The 18,781-nt window shown below is 74.5% G+C and carries 13 protein-coding genes; 7 read left to right on the top strand and 6 right to left on the bottom strand.

Going from position 1 to position 18,781, the window contains the following annotated elements; translation table 11 throughout:
* Positions 1-64: 64 nt before the first annotated feature.
* Positions 65-1,447: an FAD-dependent monooxygenase gene (locus ACFV9Q_RS27610; RefSeq protein WP_377237091.1), complete on the top strand. Its 1,383-nt coding sequence runs from the start codon at positions 65-67 to the stop codon at positions 1,445-1,447.
* Between the two features lie 57 nt (positions 1,448-1,504).
* On the top strand, positions 1,505-2,116 hold the full coding sequence (locus ACFV9Q_RS27605; RefSeq protein ID WP_377237090.1) for a TetR/AcrR family transcriptional regulator: 612 nt from the start codon (positions 1,505-1,507) through the stop codon (positions 2,114-2,116).
* A gap of 4 nt (positions 2,117-2,120) precedes the next feature.
* On the opposite strand, the gene ACFV9Q_RS27600 is transcribed toward ACFV9Q_RS27605, so the two are convergent.
* The 4 genes from ACFV9Q_RS27600 to ACFV9Q_RS27585 all read right to left on the bottom strand — a co-directional run bounded on the left by ACFV9Q_RS27600 (position 2,121) and on the right by ACFV9Q_RS27585 (position 7,155).
* The gene (locus tag ACFV9Q_RS27600; protein ID WP_377237089.1) at positions 2,121-3,368 is read right to left on the bottom strand and encodes a sensor histidine kinase; all 1,248 of its coding nucleotides are present in this window, start codon (positions 3,366-3,368) and stop codon (positions 2,121-2,123) included.
* 64 nt (positions 3,369-3,432) lie between these two features.
* Positions 3,433-5,085 (bottom strand): FAD-dependent oxidoreductase, encoded by a 1,653-nt coding sequence (locus ACFV9Q_RS27595; RefSeq protein ID WP_377237088.1) that lies wholly within the window; start codon positions 5,083-5,085, stop codon positions 3,433-3,435.
* A 79-nt stretch (positions 5,086-5,164) separates the two neighbouring features.
* Positions 5,165-6,172 (bottom strand): ADP-ribosylglycohydrolase family protein, encoded by a 1,008-nt coding sequence (locus ACFV9Q_RS27590; protein ID WP_377237087.1) that lies wholly within the window; start codon positions 6,170-6,172, stop codon positions 5,165-5,167.
* Positions 6,169-7,155 carry an ADP-ribosylglycohydrolase family protein gene (locus tag ACFV9Q_RS27585; RefSeq protein WP_377237086.1) on the bottom strand — a complete coding sequence of 329 codons (987 nt, stop codon included), beginning with the start codon at positions 7,153-7,155 and terminating at the stop codon, positions 6,169-6,171. Before ACFV9Q_RS27585 ends, ACFV9Q_RS27590 begins: the two co-directional genes overlap by 4 nt.
* A 211-nt stretch (positions 7,156-7,366) precedes the next feature.
* On the opposite strand from ACFV9Q_RS27585, the gene ACFV9Q_RS27580 reads away from it, so the two are divergent.
* The 5 genes from ACFV9Q_RS27580 (at position 7,367) to ACFV9Q_RS27560 (ending at position 11,969) form a co-directional block, all read left to right on the top strand.
* Positions 7,367-8,353: a LacI family DNA-binding transcriptional regulator gene (locus ACFV9Q_RS27580; RefSeq protein ID WP_377237085.1), complete on the top strand. Its 987-nt coding sequence runs from the start codon at positions 7,367-7,369 to the stop codon at positions 8,351-8,353.
* Between the two features lie 75 nt (positions 8,354-8,428).
* Positions 8,429-9,778 (top strand): ABC transporter substrate-binding protein, encoded by a 1,350-nt coding sequence (locus ACFV9Q_RS27575; protein WP_377237084.1) that lies wholly within the window; start codon positions 8,429-8,431, stop codon positions 9,776-9,778.
* 3 nt (positions 9,779-9,781) lie between these two features.
* Positions 9,782-10,750 carry a carbohydrate ABC transporter permease gene (locus tag ACFV9Q_RS27570; RefSeq protein ID WP_377237083.1) on the top strand — a complete coding sequence of 323 codons (969 nt, stop codon included), beginning with the start codon at positions 9,782-9,784 and terminating at the stop codon, positions 10,748-10,750.
* Positions 10,750-11,580 carry a carbohydrate ABC transporter permease gene (locus tag ACFV9Q_RS27565; RefSeq protein WP_377237082.1) on the top strand — a complete coding sequence of 277 codons (831 nt, stop codon included), beginning with the start codon at positions 10,750-10,752 and terminating at the stop codon, positions 11,578-11,580. The genes ACFV9Q_RS27570 and ACFV9Q_RS27565 overlap by 1 nt, the downstream gene beginning before the upstream one ends.
* A gap of 47 nt (positions 11,581-11,627) precedes the next feature.
* Positions 11,628-11,969, top strand: a complete 342-nt coding sequence (locus ACFV9Q_RS27560) for a hypothetical protein (RefSeq protein ID WP_285101987.1) — start codon at positions 11,628-11,630, stop codon at positions 11,967-11,969.
* Between the two features lie 33 nt (positions 11,970-12,002).
* Here the strand turns inward: ACFV9Q_RS27560 and ACFV9Q_RS27555 are convergent, their stop codons facing one another.
* Both ACFV9Q_RS27555 and ACFV9Q_RS27550 read right to left on the bottom strand, forming a co-directional pair.
* Positions 12,003-13,778: an RNA polymerase sigma factor gene (locus ACFV9Q_RS27555; protein WP_377237081.1), complete on the bottom strand. Its 1,776-nt coding sequence runs from the start codon at positions 13,776-13,778 to the stop codon at positions 12,003-12,005.
* Between the two features lie 88 nt (positions 13,779-13,866).
* On the bottom strand, positions 13,867-18,780 hold the full coding sequence (locus ACFV9Q_RS27550) for a protein kinase (protein WP_377237080.1): 4,914 nt from the start codon (positions 18,778-18,780) through the stop codon (positions 13,867-13,869).
* Position 18,781 lies beyond the last annotated feature (1 nt).

The following is an 18,781-nucleotide window of genomic DNA, read 5'->3' as shown; positions in this document are numbered from 1 at the left end:
CCCATGTGGGGGCCCTTCCCCCGTGGGGTCTTCCCGAGGAAGGGGGGGGGTGTGGAGTTTTTTGTTGTTTTTCGGTCTCTCGACCACCCCCCCCGAGGCGCCGACCCCCACCCGCTTCTACGACGCCGCCGGGAACGTGGTGCGCGAGGCGGTGCTGTACGACGCTCCCCCGGTGCCGGGCGCGCCCTACCCCGGCAGCCTGATGGTGGGCCAGCAGCACACCGAGGCGGCGCTGCGCGAGCGGCTCACCTCGCTCGGCACGCGGGTGGAGCTCGGCACCGAGCTCGTCGGGCTCGTTCAGGACGACGACGGTGTGACGGCGTCCGTGCTGGTCGGCGGGCGCCGGGAGCAGATCCGGGCGCGCTACCTGGTCGGCTGCGACGGCGGCGGCAGCACCGTGCGCAAGCAGGCGGGGATCAGCTTCCTGGGCGAGACGTGGGACCGGCAGCGGATGCTGTTCGGGAACCTCGTCGTCGACGGGCTGGACAACTCGGTGGCGCACATGTGGGCCCAGGGACCTGGCGGGATGCTCACGCTGTCGCCGATGCCGCGGAGCGGCACGTGGTTCTTCACGGCGCCGCTTCCGGCCGACGAGGGCGTGGGGGCGTCCGCGGTGTCGGTGGAGACCTTCGCCGAGATCTTCGCGCAGCGCGTCGGGCTGCCCGGGGTGCGGTTCCGCGACCCCGTCTACCTCTCGGTGTACCAGGTCAACATCCGGATGGTGGACCGGTACCGGACCGGTCGCGTCCTCCTGGCGGGCGACGCCGCCCACGTGCACACCCCCGCCGGCGGCCAGGGGATGAACACGGGCGTGCAGGACGCGTACAACCTGGGCTGGAAGCTCGCGCGCGTGCTGCGCGGCGCACCCGAGGCCCTGCTGGACACGTACGAGGAGGAGCGCCTGCCGGTAGCCGAGCACGTGCTGGCCTCGACCACCGCCCGGGGCAGGTACTGGACCGGCTCCGACACCGCGCGCGTCTCGGAACGCATGGTCGGCACGTTCCAGGGCCGGGACCCGTTCAGCGACGTCAGCCAGCTCGGTGTGACCTACCGGGGCGGCAGCCTGGCCCGCGACCTGGACGAGGCGCTGGGCGTCCGCGCCGGCGTCCGCGCCGGCGACCGCGCCCCGGACGCCCGGATCGTCGACCCCGCGACCGGGAAGAGCGTGCGGCTCTTCGACCTGTTCCGCGGAACGCACCTCACGCTGCTGGTGTTCGGCTCCCGGCCCGTGCCCCCGGTGGACGACGGCGCGTACGGCGAGGTCCGCGCGCACCGGATCCTCCCCGTCGGCGAGGCGCACGACCTCTACGGGGTCGAGGGCGACGGGCTGGTGCTGGTGCGCCCCGACGGTTACATCGCCCTCGCGGGAGGCGACTGGGACGACCGGTCGGTGTCCGAGTACCTCGAGCACCAGCTGGGTCGACAGGCGGCGCCGGCGATACAGTGACCACGCGCCCACACTCCCGTGGTCGAACGCCCTGCGCCAGCCGCCCGGAGGAGGACCATGCCGACAGGTGTCGCCCTCCCCGACGCACGCGCGCAGCTCTTCGCCGCCGTGGAGCGGGTCCTGGTGCGCGACGGCGCGGGCGGGCTGACCAGCCGCTCCGTGACGGAGGAGGCCGGGGTCGCCAAGGGCGTGCTCTACCGCCACTTCGCGGACTTCGACGACGTCCTGGCCGAGCTGGTCCGCGGCCGCATCGCCCAGGTCGAGGCGGACCTCGCCGCGCTGACCGACGACGCCGGCCCGGACGCCCGTCCGGCCACGCTCGCCGACGGCGTGTCCGAGGCGCTCACCCGCATCTTCACGCCGGTGAACCTGCGGCTGGTGAGCGTCGTGATCGCCCGCGACGACCTCCGCGCCCGGCTGCGGGCGACCGGCACGCCCGGCATCCCGCTCCTCACCGAGGCGGGCACCTTCCTCAGGGCCTACCTGGAGGCCGAGCAGCGCAGCGGGCGGATCACGGCGGAGACCGACGTCGCCACGCTCGCGCTCACCCTGATCGGCACCGGCCACCTGCTGTTCGCCGGCGAGGTCGGCGCGCTCCCCGACGCCTCGGCCGTCCGAGAGGTCGTCGAGACGATCACCGCCGGCGTGGAGCCGGGCGTCCGCCCCTGACGGATCAGCCGGCGTCGTCGGCGGGAGCGGGCGCGCCGTCCGCCGGAACCGTGACGACCACCGTGAAGGTCTCGTCCCCGCGCCGCACCTCGAGCCGGCCGCCCGCCTCCGCCGCCCGGCGCGCGATCCCGTCCAGCCCCGCGCCGCCGCCGTCCTCGGCGGTGGCGGTGGCGGTGGCCGCGACGTCGTTCGAGATCTCGTAGCGCCACACCCCGTCCGCCCGCGTCAGGCTGAGGTGGGCCCGGCGCCCGCCGCCGTGGCGCAGCACGTTCGTCGTCGTCTCCCGGATCACCGGCCCCAGGGCGGACGCCGGGGCCGACGCCGCGTCCGGGTCCACCGTCGCCGCGGCGTCAGTACCCGCGGCGCGCAGCAGGTCGACGGCGTTGGCGAGCTCGTCGGGCAGCGGGACGGAGCGGAAGCGGGTGGCCAGGTCGCGCGTGCCCTGCCGGGCGGCGTCCACGCTGACGCGCGCGGCGCGCAGCTGCTCCAGGCCCGCCTCCGGGTCGTGCGGCATGAGCCGCTCGGAGAGCTCGAGCTGGAGCGCGATCACCTGGAGGTGGTGCCCCTGCAGGTCGTGCACGTCCGTGGCGACCCTCAGGCGCTCCTGCGTCGCGGCGAGCCGCGCCTCCGAGGCGCGGGCGCGGTCGAGCGCGACCAGCACGTCCCACCACCACAGCGACGAGACGGTGACGGCCGGCAGCGTGGCGGCCAGGAAGACCAGCTGGGCCCAGCCCGCACCACCGGTCTCCTCCAGGACGACGGCGGAGTCGATCAGGGACAGCGCCACGAGCAGGGCGGTCGCCGCCAGCACCACGCGGAACCGCACGCCCGGCGGCCAGTTCAGCAGCATCGCCGCCTGGATCACGGGCAGGGCGCCCAGCACCCACAGGTCGGTGACGAGGCCTGCGGCGAGCCCGTAGGCCAGGCCGATCAGCAGCGCCGGGCCGTGCCGGCGCCAGACCAGCAGCGGCGCGGCGTCCGTCCGGCGGCGGTAGTCGGCCAGTGGTACGAGCGTGGCCAGCCACCACAGCAGCCCGCCGACCGCGACTGCCGCGACCTCGGCGGTACCGACGCCGCTGCGGACGAGGGTCTCCACCGAGACGACCACGAGCATGAGCTCGAAGACCACGATCGCGACGGCCATGTACCACCACGTCGCGGTGATGTTCCGGGTGAGCCGCACCGCACTGCGGGCCTCGGCGGCCGCGGACGCGGCGTCAGACGCGGCGTCACGCACCGGTAGGGTCGTCATCCGCCCAGGCTACGGGCATGACACATGTCATGGACCGGGCCGGCGACGCGCCCCGACGGCGGGGTCAGGCGACCGGCGCCCCGAGCACCTGGTGCACCGACGCGACGGCGCTGGAGCCCTCGCCGACGGCGGCGGCCACGCGCTTCATCGAGCCCCGGCGTACGTCGCCGACCGCGAAGACCCGTGGCACGGAGGTCTCGAACGGGAGCGGGCCGCGCCCCAGCGGCTGCCACTGCGCCAGCGCCTCCGGCGAGACGTCAGCCCCGGTGCGGATGAACCCCGCCGGGTCCCGGTCGAGCGCCGGGAGCCAGGACGTCGCGGGCTCGGCGCCGATGAAGCAGAACAGGCCCCGCGCCGCGACCTGGCCGGCGGTGTCGATCGCGACGGACTCCAGGTGCCCGTTGCCGTCCAGGCCCACGATGTTCGACTCGCGGTGCACCTGGATGCGCGGGTCCTCGACGAGCCGGTCGACCAGGTAGGAGGACATCCGCGCGCCCAGGTCGCTGCCCCGGACGACCAGGTGCACCGGGCACCCGTTCGCCGCGAGGTACAGGGCGGCCTGGCCCGCGGAGTTCGCCCCGCCCACGACGACCACGGGCGACTCCGTGACCTGCTTGAGCTCCAGCGGGGTGGCCGCGTAGTGGATGCCGGCCCCTTCGAAGTCCGCCCAGCGCTCCAGGCGGAGCCGGCGGTAGGCCGCCCCCGACGCGACGATCGCGGCGCGGGCGCGGATGACCCGGCCGTCGGTGAGCGTCACCGCGAGCTCGTCGCCGGCCGGGGCGAGCGCCGCCGTCTCGCACGGGGCGCAGACCCGCACCCCGAACTTGATCGCCTGCAGCGTCGCCTGCCCGATCAGTGCGCCCCCGCTGACCCCGAAGGGGAAGCCGAGGAAGTTCTCGATGCGGGACGTCGACGCCGCCTGCCCGCCGGGGGCGATCGCCTCCAGCAGCAGCGTGCTCAGCCCCTCCGACGCGGCATAGATGGACGCAGCGAGGCCGGCCGGGCCGCCGCCGATCACCACGAGGTCCACGACGTCCTCGTCGGTGGCCTCGTAGCTGAGCCCCAGCTGCTCGGCGATGATCCCGGGCGTCGCCCGCAGGACCGGCTCGCCCTGGACGAAGGCGATGGGCAGGTCGTCGACGGCGTACTCGTTGTGCAGGGGGTGCGTCAGGGCGCTGCCGGGGTCGAGGGGGACGGCGGTGTGCACCAGGTCGAGGCGTTCGGCGAACCGGCGCAGGGCGAGGAACTCCCCCGAGCCCTCCAGCCCGACGAACTTCAGCGTCAGCGCCGCCGGGCCGCGCCGCAGCAGCTCCCGGCGGGCCCACAGGGCGTGCAGCACGGCGTCGCCGAGCTCGTCCTCCTGGGCCAGGAGGCGGCGCAGGTCCGGGCGGGCAAGGAACCAGACGCGGCCCGGCCCGGTCGCCCGCGCCGAGAGGAACGCGCTCTGGCCGTTGAGCAGCCCCAGCTCGCCGACGAACGACCGCGGCCCCATGGTGGCGACGACCTCCTCGCCGACCCAGCGCAGCGCGTCGCGCACCACCTCGATCTCGCCGGACTCGACCAGGACCATCGGGTAGTCGCGCTCGCCGGACCGGAAGACGTAGTCGCCGCGCTCGACGTCACGCGGCGTGGCGTGCGCGACGAGCTTCTGCCACTGGGCGTCGGTGAACCGCAGGTCGAGCGCCGGATCGGTGAACTGCTGGTCGGTCGTGGTCATCTCAGCCTTCCTCCGCGGGGCAGGGGGCCAGGATATCGCCGGCCCCCTGCCCACGGTGGGGCGGGCGCGAGGGCCGGCGTCAGGCCTGCCGCTCGTCGAGCGCCGTCGCGAGCGCGGCGAGCGACCGCCCGGCGACGGCCGGGACCGTCACGCCGTGCAGCACGTCCAGGTCCGCCGCCTCCGGGGCGCTCCCCGCGGCGCCGCACAGCGCGCCGACCAGGGCGGGCAGGCTGTCCTGGTGCCGGGTGACCGACAGCGCCAGGGGCAGCGCCGTCTCGTGGTCGCCGTCCGCGAGCACGAGGATCGCCACGGCGAGCGGCAGGGTCTCGGCGACCGTGCCGGGGTGGCTGTAGGTGCGCGGGGCGAACCGGGCCACGAGCGACGGGACCGCCGCGAAGGGCGAGCGCGCCTCGGCCGCGATCCGCAGCGCGTCGCGCACGCCGTCGGCGAGCCAGTCGTCGGCCGCGAGGTCCTCGTCGACGGCGCCCAGGGCGTCCCCGATCGCCGCACCCTGGAGCAGGTGGCCCAGGAGGCGGGCGAACGCCGCGGCCGCGTGGACCCCGACGGCGTCGTGGGTGATCGTCGCGTAGGTGCGGGCCAGCCCGGCCGCCGACGCCGGGTCGGCCGTGGCGATCGCCGCGGCCAACGCCCCGGGCAGCGCCGTGTCGTCGTAGAACGCCGGGTTGTCGGCCCCGGTGTGGGGCGGGCGCAGCCCGGCGGCCGCGTTGAGCAGCGCCGAGCGCTGCGCGGCGCCGGTCCACGTGTCGGGGGTGTCGAGCAGGGCGCGCCAGGTGTCGAACAGGCCGTCCTGGTCCCACCCCGGGGCCTCCAGCAGCACCCGGGCGGCCACCGCGAACGTCTCGGCGTCGTCCGTCGCCACGAGCGACGGCGAGTCCACGGCGGTCAGCACGAACGGCACCACCGGGCGCAGCACCCGGGACTCGTCCAGCTCCAGCGCCCCCTTGCGGAGCATCTGCCGCACCCACGGGTCGCGGACGGTCCGGTGCTCGCCGGCCGGCGCACCGAGGGCGTCGCCCAGCGCCAGCCCGTGCACGGCACCGACGGCGCGGTCGAGACGGTGGGTCATGCTCGGTCCTCCTTGTCCGCGGCCGCGCGCCCGGCCAGCGCGTCGGCCAGGTCCACCAGGTCGGTGCCGGCCGTCGCGGCGATGCACTGGCCCGTCACGGACCGCACCTGGGCCACGTGCGCCGGGTCGAACGCGCTCTGCCCGTGCAGGGCGCCGGCGACCGCGCCGGCCATCGCCGCGATCGTGTCGGAGTCGCGGCCGATGTTGACACCCGACTCGATGACGCTCGTCGCGCCGTCGTTGGCCCGCAGCAGGCCGATGGTCAGCGCCACGGCCTCGGGGGCGACGTCGGCCCACATGTAGTGCCGCAGCGGGATCGTCTCGAAGAGGGCCTCCTCGGCCTCCTCCGGGGATCCGGCGCGGGCCGCGATGTCGAGCGCGCGGCGGGCCGTGCGGGCCGACCAGGAGTCGGCGGGCATCGCGGCGAGCATGGCGTCCAGCACGGGGTCGACGTCGTCGGCGACCATGGCGACGGCCACACCGGCGGCGATCGCCTGGGCGCACCAGATGCCGTCGCGCGAGTGGCTGACCTGCGCGTCGGCACGGGCCATCCGGATCGCGAGCGCGGGGTCGCCGGCGGCGTAGACGCCGATCGGGGCGACCCGCATGGCGGCGCCGTCGCTCCACGTCTCGGCGTTGCGCTGCCCGCTGGCGGGCGGGGCCATGCCCGCGTGGAGGTTGGCGATCGCGATCATCTCGCTGAAGCCCGCGCGGTTGAACCCGGTGCGCTGCGCCTCCAGCGCCTCCAGCCACGTGTCCGCGACCACCTCGGACGTCAGGTCCGCGCCGGCCCGCAGCACGCCGCGGGCACACAGGACGGCGTACTCGGTGTCGTCGGTCCCGGCGGCGTCGGGGTCGACGAAGCCGCGCACCCGGCCCCACTTCTCGCGGATCGCGGGAAGGGTCATGCCCTCGGTCGGTGCGCCCATGGCGTCGCCGATCGCCAGGCCGAGCAGCGCTCCGCGCGCACGGTCGTTGTTCATGCTCCTCCGGTCTTCCGCTGTCATTTCTCCGGCTTCGTTGCCGCAGAACGCAACGTTTTGCATGCAGCAAGCAGGCTGAGCATGCGTGGCGCCGAGGTGTTTGCGCACCTATTTGCGCTTGTGTCTTGCATCACAGGGTGACTTTGCAGGATGCTACTCCAAAACCTTTTGCGCATGCTGAGGCGAACGGCGGGTCGACGAGGAGCGGGTGATGGTCGGAATACGCGAGGTGGCCGAGGTCGCGGGCGTGAGCATGTCGACGGTCTCTCAGGTCGTCTCCGGCAACCGGCCCGTCTCGGCCGCGACCCGGGCCCGGGTGGAGGCCGCGATCACGCACCTCGGGTACCGCGCCCACCCCGGCGCGTCGCAGCTCCGCGGCGGGCGCACCGGCACGATCGCCCTGATCGTCCCCACGCTGGAGAACCCCTTCTACCCGCTGGTGGCCGCCGGCATGCAGGACGTGCTCGTGCCCCGCGACATCCTGCTGACCGTCACCGACGCCAGCGGCATGGACCGGTCGACGAGCGCCATCCACCGCCTCCTGTCGCGCCGCGTCGACGCGATGGTCGCCGCGCCGTTCGGCATCCCCGCGGCAGGCCTAGCGGAGCTGCACGACGCCGGGATCCCGTTCGTCACCCTCGGCGAGGAGCCGCCGGGCGGCGGCGACTACGTGCACAGCGACGACGTCCGCGGCGCCCGCGACGTCACGGCGCACCTCATCGCGCGCGGACGGCGGCGCATCGCCTTCCTCGGCGGCGAGGAGTCGGTGATCCCCACCCAGCAGCGCCTTGAGGGGTACCAGTCCGCGCTGCGCGCGGCGGGCCTGCCGCTGCGCGACGACGACGTGGTGTTCACGCGGTACACGCGCCAGGGCGGTCGCGACGGCGCCGCCGCGCTGCTGGACCGGGACGACAAGCCCGACGCGATCGTCGCGGCCAACGACCTGATCGCCATCGGCGTGCTCGACGCGACCCGGGTCCGCGGGCTGCGCGTGCCCGAGGACGTGGCGCTGACCGGTTACGACGACATCGACGCGGCGTCCCTGGTCAACCCGCCGCTGACGACCATCGAGAACCCCGCCCGCGAGATCGGGCGCGCGTGCGCGCGCCTGCTCCTGGAGCGGCTCGACGGCGAGGTCACCGAGGTGACCCGCGCCGTGGGCCTGTCCAACCGTCTCATCGTGCGCGACTCGACCTGACCGTACCTCCGCAGTTCGTTCCACCCGCTCTATCCGCCAGGCACCATCCACCCTCGCGAGAGAGACACGAGAACCTTGAGAATCACCAAGCACGTACTGGCCCCTGTCGGCTTCGCCGCCGCGCTGTCGGTCGCCCTGGCCGGCTGCGTGAGCGGCGGCGGCAGCAGCGGCAGCAACGGCGAGGTCACCTACTGGGGCGCGTTCTACGCGCCGACCACCGAGGAGGCGTTCCAGGAGATCTTCGTCGACTCCTTCAACGCGGAGAGCGACGTGCAGGTCGACATGGAGGTCAAGGAGCTGACCACCATCGGCCAGCTCACCGACACCGCGGTCTCGGCCGGCCAGGCCCCCGACATCGTGTACTCGGACGGCCCGTCGTCGGCCTCCGACTTCGCCCGCGCGGACCGGACCATCGCGCTGGACGAGTACGCGGACGAGTACGGCTGGAAGGACACGTTCCTGCCCTGGGCCTACGAGCTCAGCACCGTCGACGACAAGGTCTCGTCGGTCCCGGCCAGCTACGGGTCGATGGTCCTGTACTACAACACCGAGGTCTTCGAGGAGCACGGCTGGACCCCGCCGACCACGCTGGCGGAGTTCGAGAAGATCGCCAAGGAGGCGGACGAGGCCGGCATGGTGCCGCTCGGCGGCGGCAACTCCGGCTACCAGGGCATGAGCGAGTGGCTCGTGACGGCCGTCCTCAACGCGGCGGTCGGGCCCGAGAAGATCCACGACGTGCTGACCGGCGAGGCCGAGTTCACCGACCCGGAGTTCGTCTCCGCGATCGAGCTGATCCAGGGCTGGATCGACAAGGGCTGGCTGGCCGGCGGCGCGGAGTCCTACTTCACCACCGACGACACCGCGAACGTGACCGGCCTGGCCAACGGGACCACGGCCATGTACCTGAGCGGCACCTGGTCGTTCAACTCGCTCTCCGAGGTCTTCGAGGACCCGTCGGTGTGGGGCTGGGCGCCCCTGCCGTCGCTGAGCGACGCAGTCGAGCCCGGCGTGTTCCCCCTGGCGATCGGCACCGCGCTGTCGGTCAGCGCCGACTCGGCCGACCCGGACGCCGCGGCGTCGTTCATCGACCACGTGGCCGGCGACGTCGACCGGGCGCTGTCCTACACGGCGGCCACGGGCGAGAACCCGCCGCCGCTGGCCGTGAGCGCCGACCAGTTCCCCGAGGAGGTCGACGAGCGCACGGTCCAGCTCTACAGCCAGATCCCCGAGTCGACCAACGTGGGCTACGCGACCTGGACGTTCTTCCCGCCCAAGACCGACTCCTACCTGATCACCGAGTTCGACAAGGTCGTGACCGGTGACAGCACCGCCGAGCAGTACCTGTCCGGGATGCAGGACGTGTTCGACGAGGAGTTCGAGGCCGGTGCCACCCTGACCCCGTTCACCCCCCAGACCGGGGACTGACGGGTGACCACCGAGACGGCGACCACCGGGACCGCGCTGGCGGCGGCCCCGGTGCGTCGCGGACCGCGGCCGCCCCTCCGGGCCCGCCCGCTGGGGGCCAGGAGGCAGCGCCGGCTGCTCGCCTGGGTGTTCGTGGCACCGCTGCTCGTGGTCAACCTGCTCGTGATCACGGGGCCGGGACTGGCCTCCGTGTACTACTCGTTCACCGACTGGGACGGGCTGAGCACGCCCCGGTTCGTGGGCCTGGCGAACTACGCCGAGATGCTCCGCTCCGGCGCGGTCGGCGGCGCGCTGGTGCACAACGTCGTCTGGACCCTGTTCTTCCTGGTGGTCCCGATGACGATGGCGCTGGTCGGCGCGTTCCTGCTGTCCCGGCTGCGCCGGCACCAGACGTTCTTCCGCGTCCTCTACTTCGTGCCGTACGTGCTGGCCACCGTGGTCTCGGCCGCCGTCTGGCGCCAGATCATGGACCCGGACGGCGGGATCGGCGCCGCCCTGGCGACCCTCGGCATCCCGTTCCTCGCCGACGTGAACTTCCTCGGCAACCCGTCGCTCGCCCTCGGCTCGGTGGCCTTCGTGAACACCTGGCAGTGGTGGGGCTTCCTGCTCGTGATCTTCCTGGCCTCGATGCAGTCGGTGGACCCGGCGCTCTACGAGGCCGTGCGGCTCGACGGCGCCGGGCCGGTGCGCGAGTTCTGGCACATCACGCTGCCGATGATCCGGCCGACGCTCGTGTTCCTGGGCCTGATGACCGTGATCTGGTCGTTCCTCGTCTTCGACTACGTCTACGTGCTGACGCAGGGCGGACCGGCCGGATCCACCGACGTGCTCAGCACGGTGCTCTACCGCGAGGCCTTCCAGAACCAGCGCCACGGCTACGCCTCGGCCGTCGCGATGCTGCTCTCGGCCATCAGCGCCGCGACCGTGCTCGGCTACCTCGCGCTGCGCCGACGACTGCGATGGGACATCTGATGGCCGCCACCGCCCGCAGGGCGCAGCCCGTCACCTGGATCGTCCTCGGGCTGCTCGGCGTCTACGCGCTCGGTCCGCTGCTCGTGTTCGCCTCGAACTCGCTCAAGTCCGCCCGCGAGATCGACAGCAACCCGCTGGGCCTCCCGCAGTCCTGGAGCTGGGGCAACTTCGCGGTGGCCTGGGAGCGCGCCCACATGGGTGGCGCGCTCCTGAACAGCCTGGTCATCGCGGTGGCCACCGCGGCGGGCGTGGCGCTGATCGCCACCATGGCCGCCTACGCCATGACCCGCCTGGACCTGCCCGGCGGGGGCGGCTGGATCCTGTGGCTGCTGGTGTCCTCGTCGCTGCCGATCCAGCTCTTCCTGGTCCCGCTCGTGAGCTGGTGGTCGACGCTGGGCCTCTACAACCAGCCCATCGGCCTGATCATCATCTACTGGGCCGTGTACAGCCCGTTCGCCACCCTGCTCGTGCGGGCGTTCCTGATCGGGATGCCCCGGGAGTACGAGGAGGCGGCCCGCCTGGACGGCGCCGGCGAGCTGGGCGTGTTCGCCCGCATCGTGCTCCCCATGATCCGGCCCGCCGTCCTGACCGCAGCCCTCGTGTCCGGGCTGCAGGCCTACAACGAGTTCATGCTGGCCGTCACCTTCATCCAGGACCGCGACTTCCAGCCCGTCGCACTGTCGCTCTACTCGTTCCAGCAGGGGTTCACGACCGACTGGTCCCTGGTCAGCGCGGCCGGCCTGATCATGGCCCTGCCCGTCGTCGTGCTCTTCCTGACCATGCAACGCACCTTCATCGACGGCTACGTCTCCCGCGGGATCGCCGTATGAGCCGCCCGTCAACGCCTCAAGAGCCCCGACCAGCCCAAGGAGTGTCCATGCCTTCCGCGAAGGAAATCCTGCGCACCACCGCGGCCGACCAGATCGACCTCGGCCTGGTGGACCTCGTCACCGTCGAGAACTACAACCGCCTGGTCGGCGCCATGCTGGTGGCCAGCGACAACCACCGCCTCATGATGGAGGACCTCGGCGACGAACGGATCCACCTGTGGTCATGGACCCCCTGGGTCGACGGCCGGTTCGGCGAGACCGGGATCACCCGGGACGAGGTGGTCGCCCGGTTCGCCGTCCAGCAGTGGCTCACCGACGCGCCGCCCATCCAGCGTGAGCAGGAGTACGACATCTCGTCGGTGCTGTCGGCGGACGAGGACTGGCGCTGACCGTGCGGCCCGCGCACGCGGCGGCCGGGTGAGCTAGTCGGCGCGGTAGCGGTGCCCCTCCGTCATGTTCAGCGCCACGAACCGCCGCTCGCCGCCCGTGCCCGGGTCGAGCTCCGCCAGGACGTACAGGTCGTAGCGGGCGCCGGGCAGCCCGGCCCCCGGGTCGGCGAGGCACGTCCGGCCGGGCTCGCCCATGGGCAGCTCGGCGAACGCCTGGCGCTCGCCCTTCTCCCGGAGGCGCACCACCGGCTCGGACCAGACGTCGGTACCGACGTCGACCACCCGCCCGTCCAGCAGCCAGACCAGCGTGAACGGGGTGCGGGTGGTGCCGGCGGGCTCCTCGTGGGCATCGTCGAAGGTCAGGCCGATGTCCCTGGCACCTTTCCTGATGATCACCAAACCCTGCGCCAGCCTGTCGTCCGCCGCGGCGCCCGGGATGGCCTCCGCCCTGACCCCGCAGGCCAGGCTCGTGCCCTCCAGCCATGGCGGCTGGTAGCCGTCCCGGATCTCGACGGGCAGCGGCCGCACCTCCGGGACGTCGATCGCGGGGACGTCCATGGTCACCGGCTTGCTCACGGCCAGGCCGACGGCGCCGACGACGTGGTCGCTCCACAGCACGGCCGCGTACACGTCGTAGGTGCCTGCCGGGCGCTGCTCCAGGTACGTCTCGGTCTGCCCCAGGTCCATGGTCCAGGGGCCGCACGCCGTGGTGGCCGCCGCGTCCGCCCGGCCGGCGGCCGACCCGCCGGCCTCCGGCAGCTCGTACCCGTCCCTGCCCGCGGCCGGGCCGAGGCCCAGGTCGACGACCTTGCCGTCCTGCGCGAAGACCAGCACCGGTGTCGTGCCATGGAGCGTCGGCCCCGCGGTGGCGCTCCGGGTGATCCGGACGGGCACCTCCAGGCGGTCGCCCTCCTCCTCGTCGCCCACCACCACCTCGACGTCGCCGGTGATCGCGATCCGCGCCTCGTCGGACGACGACGCCAGAGCCGCCACGTCCGCGCCGCACTCGAACTCCGGGTGGTCGCCCCGCCAGCCGGACGGCGCCCAGCCCTCGGCGCCCACGGCCGACACGGCCGACGTGTCGGGGCTCGGGGTGGCGGGCGGCACCGGTTCGGACCGCAGGCGCCCGGGGCCCCACACCGCTGCCGACGCCAGCAGCACGGCCAGGACCGTCACCCCGCCCGCCACCGCCCCGACCTTCGCCGCACGACGACGGCGCACCGCTCCCGTCACCGCGCCCAGGCGCTCGTCGAGCGCGGTCTCCACCTCCGGCACCGAGACCTCCGCGAGCGCCTCGCGCAGCACCGCCATCGCGTTCGACAGGTGCCGCTTGATCGTTCCCGGCCGCGTCCCCAGGGTGCGCGCGACCTCCGCGATCGTCATGTCCTCGAAGAACCGCAGGACCACCGCCTCCCGCTGGCGGGGCGAGAGCCGGGCCAGGGCCACCCCCACGTCGACGCGGGCCGTCGCCACGCGGTCCGCCGCCGGGGCGTGCTCCTCGTCGGCGAGGAGGTGCTTGAGTCCCGACCAGTGGTTCCCGCGCCGGTACCCGTCCAGGTAGATGGTCAGGACCGCGCGCCGCACGTACGCCTCCGCGTTGGTCAGCCGGGGCTGCTCCAGGGCGATGACCTGCTGTCCTGCGTCCGAGGGAGCGGGCGGACGGCGCAGGCGCGAGTACACCTTGACGAGCGCGTCCTGCACCAGGTCCTCGGCCGTACCCCGGTCCCGGCACAGGGTGTACGCGTACCCGACGAGCGCACCGCCGCGTCGCGTGACCAGCTCGGTGAGCTCCGACTCCCACTGCGCCATGTCCGTCACCTTTCCCTCTCATGCTCTCTGACGGACGGGAGGGGCAAAGGGACGATGCCGATGCCGAAGAGATCGCGGGCGAGATCTGTCAGGCCTGACCTAGCAGGCGCTGGACCAGCAGCCCCGTCTCGTACGGGACCTCGCCCGCGTACGTCCCGGCCGCGTTCGCCCGCAGCTCGGCCGCGGACCGCTCGGCCGCCCGGGCGTCCGCCCCCTCGCCCAGCCGGTCCAGCACGGGAGCGCTCCGGTCGAGCGTCCGGGCCAGGGCGCGCTGCGGCCCCACGTCGTGCTCGTCCGCGAGGCAGGCGCTGTAGGCGAGCCCGACGGCGCGGCGCAGCAGGTGGACCGCGCCGTCCCGGTCGCCGGTCCCGGCCTTCAGCCCGGCGATGGTCAGCAACGTCGCGCAGAGCGGTTCCGTGTACGACAGGTCGGCGTCGCGCATGACCTCGCCGACGATCATCGCGGCGCCGTGGCAGAACAGGGCCCAGTTCGACGCGCCGAGGCCGACGAGCTCCCGGCCCGCCTCGTCGCACCAGTGCATCAGCTCGCGGAGCAGACCACGTTCGTAGGGGTCGATCTCCTCGCGGACCAGGGCGAGATGGCCGCGCCGCAACCAGCTGCCGTACGGCGAGTCGATACTGACCGTGGCGGCGAGGAGCACGCCGGCGACCTTGTCGAGCGGCACGATCAGCCGGATGCCGTCCCGCTCCGCACACACCGAGACGACGAGTGCCTCGGCGAGGTAGCGGGCGGCGGCGAACGGTAGTCCCGCGTCGTTGCACAGGTCGCCGAGAGAGGCGAGCGCGAGCGCCAGGTTCGGCACGCCGGCCCGGTCCTGCGCCGCGCCGACGCGGGCGACCGCCAGGGCCTCCTCGTCGAGGTCCAGGACCGCGCGGGGTCCCTCGCGGTCGAGCAGACGGCGCGACGCGGCCTGGAGGGCCACGAGCCGGCTCGTCATCCGCTCGACGTCCGCGTCGAGCACGGCGTGGTCGGGCGCGGCCTGGTCGGCGAGGTCGCCCTCCGCCGCCCGGGGCGCGATCTCCCCGGCGGTCAGCAATGCCTGGGCCTCGTCGACGCGCCCGAGCGAGGTCCAGCAGCCGGCCAGGTCCCGGAGGGCCGTCCGGGTCCCGGGAGCCCCCGCGCCGTCGAGGTTGGACCTGATGCCCAGGGCAAGCCTCAGCAGCGGCTCGGCGTCGCGGTGGCGTCCGGCTCGCTCCGCGGAGCGGGCGAGGTCTGCGAGCGCGGAGAGCTCCTCCTCCACGCGCTGCCGGAACTCCCTCAGCAGCGCCCGTTCCTCTGCCGTCAAGCCCGGGTCGGGGAGGTCGAGCAGGGCGACCGCCCGGGCGATCGCCGCGGCGTCGGACGACGCGTCGCTCCCGGTGCCCGGGTCGGCACCCCGGACGACGGTCCGGTCGACCTGCCGGCGCAGTTCTTCGCGGGCGAGCTCGGCGTCGAGGAGGCGCAGCCACGGTGCACCGACGCCCTCGGCGCCGTCGCCGAGGTCGAGGTCGGCGCCCGTCCCCGCGGGCACGGCGTCCTCCGGCGTGCCGGGGTCGAGGGGTCCGCCCTCGACGGGGAGCTCCAGCTCCCAGTCGAGCACCCAGTCCCGCAGCCTGCCCAGGCTGTCGAAGGTGGTCAGCGCGGCGCCGTCGGGGGCGAGCACGAGGTCCTCCGCCGGGTGCGGCGCCAGATCGACGGACCGGACCAGCTCCCCCGTGACCAGGTCCCACAGGTCGACCCGGTAGTCCCGGGCGACGGCGGCCAGGTCGAAGCCGGGTGTGACCGTCAGGGCGGTCACGCGGACCACCCCCTCCGCCAGGGTCGTGGTGCACCGTCCGCTGTCGAGGTCCCAGGTGCGCAGGGCGCCCGCCCGGTCGACCGTGAGCGCCCAGCGGCCGTCGGCGCTGATCGTCACCCGCCCGCCCTCCTGGTCGAGGTCCCAGAACTCGGCGCGGCCGGGCTCGTGGGTGGTGACGTACCGGGAGTGGGGGCCGGAGCTGGTCGGCCTGCCCCCGCGGGGTGCGCTCAGCACGGCGAGCGTCGCGCCGTTGCGCGGGCTCCACAGGCGCAGCTCGTCGTCGGTCGTCCAGAGCACGGCGCGGTGCCCGGTGCGGCTGAGCGCGGCCCGGTGCGCCCACGCGTCGTCGAACCGCAGGGTCTGCAGCAGCGCCCCGGACGTGAGGTCCCAGGAGCGGACGCTGCCGTCCTCGGCGCTGGAGAGGCCGATCTCGCCGCCCGGGGCGATGGCCAGCGCCCGCACCGAGCCGGCGTGCGCGTCGGCGAGGGCGAGCAGCCCGCGGCCGATGTCGATGATGCCCACCTCGCCAGCCGGCGAGCCTGTCATGGCCACGCCCCGGCCGGCCGCGACGACCCGCGGGGGGCTCCTGTGGACCTCGACCAGGCGCCGCACGGAGCCGTGCGCTGCGTCCCACACGATCACGCGTGCGTCGGACGCCGCAGACACGGCGACGGTGCCGTCCGCGCTGAGGGCGGCGGCGGTTACCGGCCCGGCGTGGAGGCGCAGCGGGCGAGCCGCCTCGGGCGCTGTGCGGTCGACGACCCACGGCGTCCGGTGGCGGGGGCTGTGGGCGAGGACCAGCGGTCCGTCGGACGCGGCGCTCAGCAGCCAGTCCTGGCCCGGCGGCGCCCGCAGCTCCCTGACGGGCCAGGCGTCCTGGAGGTGCAGCCGCCGGGCGCGGGTGCCGAGGTGGCGCCACCGTTCGGTGAGCCGCGGGTCGCGGCGCAGGCCGGGGAGGTCGCGCGCGTCCCGGACGACCTGGGCAGCCTCCTGGAGGCGCCCGGCGGCGGCGAGGCTCGCGGAGCGCGCGAGCGCACGGCTCGCCGCGTCGGACTCGGACGAGAGCAGGACCGCGTCCCGCGGGCGGGTATAGCTCCAGGTGGCCTGGACCGACTCCGGCCGGCGGTCCACCGTGGCGCTGGTGCCGGACGCGCTGAGCGCCACCCGCCCGGCGTGGTCGACCGCCGACAGGTCGCCGCGGTGCGTCCCGGTGTGCAGGCACCGCCCGACGGAGAGATCCCACCACGCGCCGGCGCCGTACGCGTACCGGCCGTCGCCGCTCGGGGCGATCGGCCAGCGCGCGCCCCGGAGCTCGGCCGTCGGCCTCCGGGGTGCGACCAGGTCGGCCTCGCTCGCACGGGGCAGGCCGTCCCCGGCCGGCGCGAACACCCGGACGGACCCGTCGTCGGCGACGGCGAGCGCCGTGCTCCCCGCCGCGGTGAACCGGACGTCGGCGTTCCAGCCGTGCAGCACCTGGCAGTCGGCCGGGTCGTCGATCGTCGCGAGGACCACGCGGGCGCCGTCGTGGAGGTCGGCCCGCCGGGTGCCGGTCGGGTCCAGGGCGAGGGGCCGGACGTCGCCCGCGGCGGCCGGCGGCTCCCACGTGTCCAGGAGCGCGCCCGTGGCGGGGTCCCAGGCGCGGACCCGGCCGTCGACCCCGAGCGTCACGACCCGCGTCCCGCCGGGCGCGACGGCCACGTCGCGGACGCGGTCGAGCCGCGAGCCGAGGCGTACGGGCGCCGTCGGCCGCGCGAGGTGCCAGACCCTGGCGTACCCGATGCCGTCGAGCACGACCGCGAAGGAGCCGTCGGGGGCCAGCACGACGGTTACGCCGCCGTTCTCGGCCGCCGGTACCGCGGTACGGCGGTCGCCCGTGCCGAGGTCCCAGACGCGCAGCACTCCGCTCCCGTCCAGGGTCGCGCCGACCGTGCCGTCCGCGCTGACCGCGACCGACACGATCGAGGAGGAGTGTCCCTCCAGGGTCAGCGCGGGGGGCGGGTCGCCGCGCTCCTGGTGCAGCAGGCCGAGCAGGTGCTCGAACGTCCCGTCGTCGTCGCCCGGGCCGGCTGCCAGGAGCTCGTGCTGGACCTCGACGTCGTCGGCCCGGCCGTCCCGCCAGCGGTGGAGCCCGCGGTTGTACACCGTGTGCAGGTGCCGCGGGTCCACGTCGAGCGCCTGCTCCCAGAGCCGCTCGGACTGGTCGGGGCGCCCGAGGTCGAGCATCGAGAGCGCCCGGTTCGAGAGCCCGTCGGCCAGCAGCCGCGCCTGGGACGGGAGCCGCCGCGGGTAGGCGCGGTCCGTCAGCTCGGCGTACAGGGCGACCAGCCGGTCGGCCAGGGCCTCGAGGTCGGCGGGCCGGTCGGCGGGGTCCGGCTGGAGGCACTCGGCGAGCAGGTCGGCCACCGGGCCGGGCAGCGCGGGCAGACCGTCGACGTCGCCCCGGCGCCGGAGATCCGCGAGGACCGTACCCGCCTCCTCGCCGTTCCGGTCCGGGCGCTCGCCCCGGAACATCTCGACGACGGTCACGGCCCAGGACCACACGTCGGTCGCCGCGGTCAGCGTGGTCCCGGCGTCGGCCGTGGCCTGCTCGGGCGAGCGGTACGGCATGCTGAACCCGACCGGTCGGACGGCCGCGCCGGCCGCGCCGGCCGCGCCGGCCGCGCCGTCCGGGGTCTCGCCGGCGAGACGACGCATCCTGGCGAGGCCGAAGTCGGTCACCTTGACCGACCCGTCCGCGGTGAGCATCAGGTTGGCGGGCTTGACGTCCTGGTGGACCATCCCCTGGCCGTGGGCGAACGCGAGGCCCCAGGCGGACTGGATCGCGACGTCGAGCACGGACCCGACCGGGTCGTCCGCGTAGAGCCCGCCGGAGCGGACGGCTTCCGCGACGCTGCCGCCGGAGGCCCACTCGGCGAAGACGGCGGGGGTGCTCCCGATGCGGCGCACGTAGGCGCAGTTCACGACATGGGGATGGACCCCCAGGCCGGCCCAGGTCTCCGCCTCGGTCTCGAACTCGCGCACCGCGTCCGGCGAGTGCAGCAGGGCCGCGCGCGGCACCTTGACGGCCAGGTCGATCCCCCACACCGGGTGGTGCACCCGGTAGACCACGCCCATGGCACCCTTGGCCTTGCCGCGCACCACCTCGTAGAGGTCGAGGACGACGTCGCCGGGCCGCCAGTCGGACGATCCGTCGGCACCCGGCACG

Origin of the sequence: Promicromonospora sp. NPDC059942, assembly GCF_042731755.1 — a bacterium.
GTDB lineage: Bacteria > Actinomycetota > Actinomycetes > Actinomycetales > Cellulomonadaceae > Promicromonospora.
The sequence above is the reverse complement of the archived record's forward strand: the minus strand, read 5'-3'. Positions and strand labels throughout refer to the sequence as shown.

Coding starts and splice junctions, on each gene's coding strand:
- ACFV9Q_RS27560 (WP_285101987.1), top strand. CDS start 11,628: ATGCCTTCCGCGAAGGAAATCCTGCGCACCACCGCGGCCGACCAGATC.
- ACFV9Q_RS27600 (WP_377237089.1), bottom strand. CDS start 3,368: ATGACGACCCTACCGGTGCGTGACGCCGCGTCTGACGCCGCGTCCGCG.
- ACFV9Q_RS27565 (WP_377237082.1), top strand. CDS start 10,750: ATGGCCGCCACCGCCCGCAGGGCGCAGCCCGTCACCTGGATCGTCCTC.
- ACFV9Q_RS27555 (WP_377237081.1), bottom strand. CDS start 13,778: ATGGCGCAGTGGGAGTCGGAGCTCACCGAGCTGGTCACGCGACGCGGC.
- ACFV9Q_RS27590 (WP_377237087.1), bottom strand. CDS start 6,172: ATGACCCACCGTCTCGACCGCGCCGTCGGTGCCGTGCACGGGCTGGCG.
- ACFV9Q_RS27585 (WP_377237086.1), bottom strand. CDS start 7,155: ATGAACAACGACCGTGCGCGCGGAGCGCTGCTCGGCCTGGCGATCGGC.
- ACFV9Q_RS27605 (WP_377237090.1), top strand. CDS start 1,505: ATGCCGACAGGTGTCGCCCTCCCCGACGCACGCGCGCAGCTCTTCGCC.
- ACFV9Q_RS27595 (WP_377237088.1), bottom strand. CDS start 5,085: ATGACCACGACCGACCAGCAGTTCACCGATCCGGCGCTCGACCTGCGG.
- ACFV9Q_RS27580 (WP_377237085.1), top strand. CDS start 7,367: ATGGTCGGAATACGCGAGGTGGCCGAGGTCGCGGGCGTGAGCATGTCG.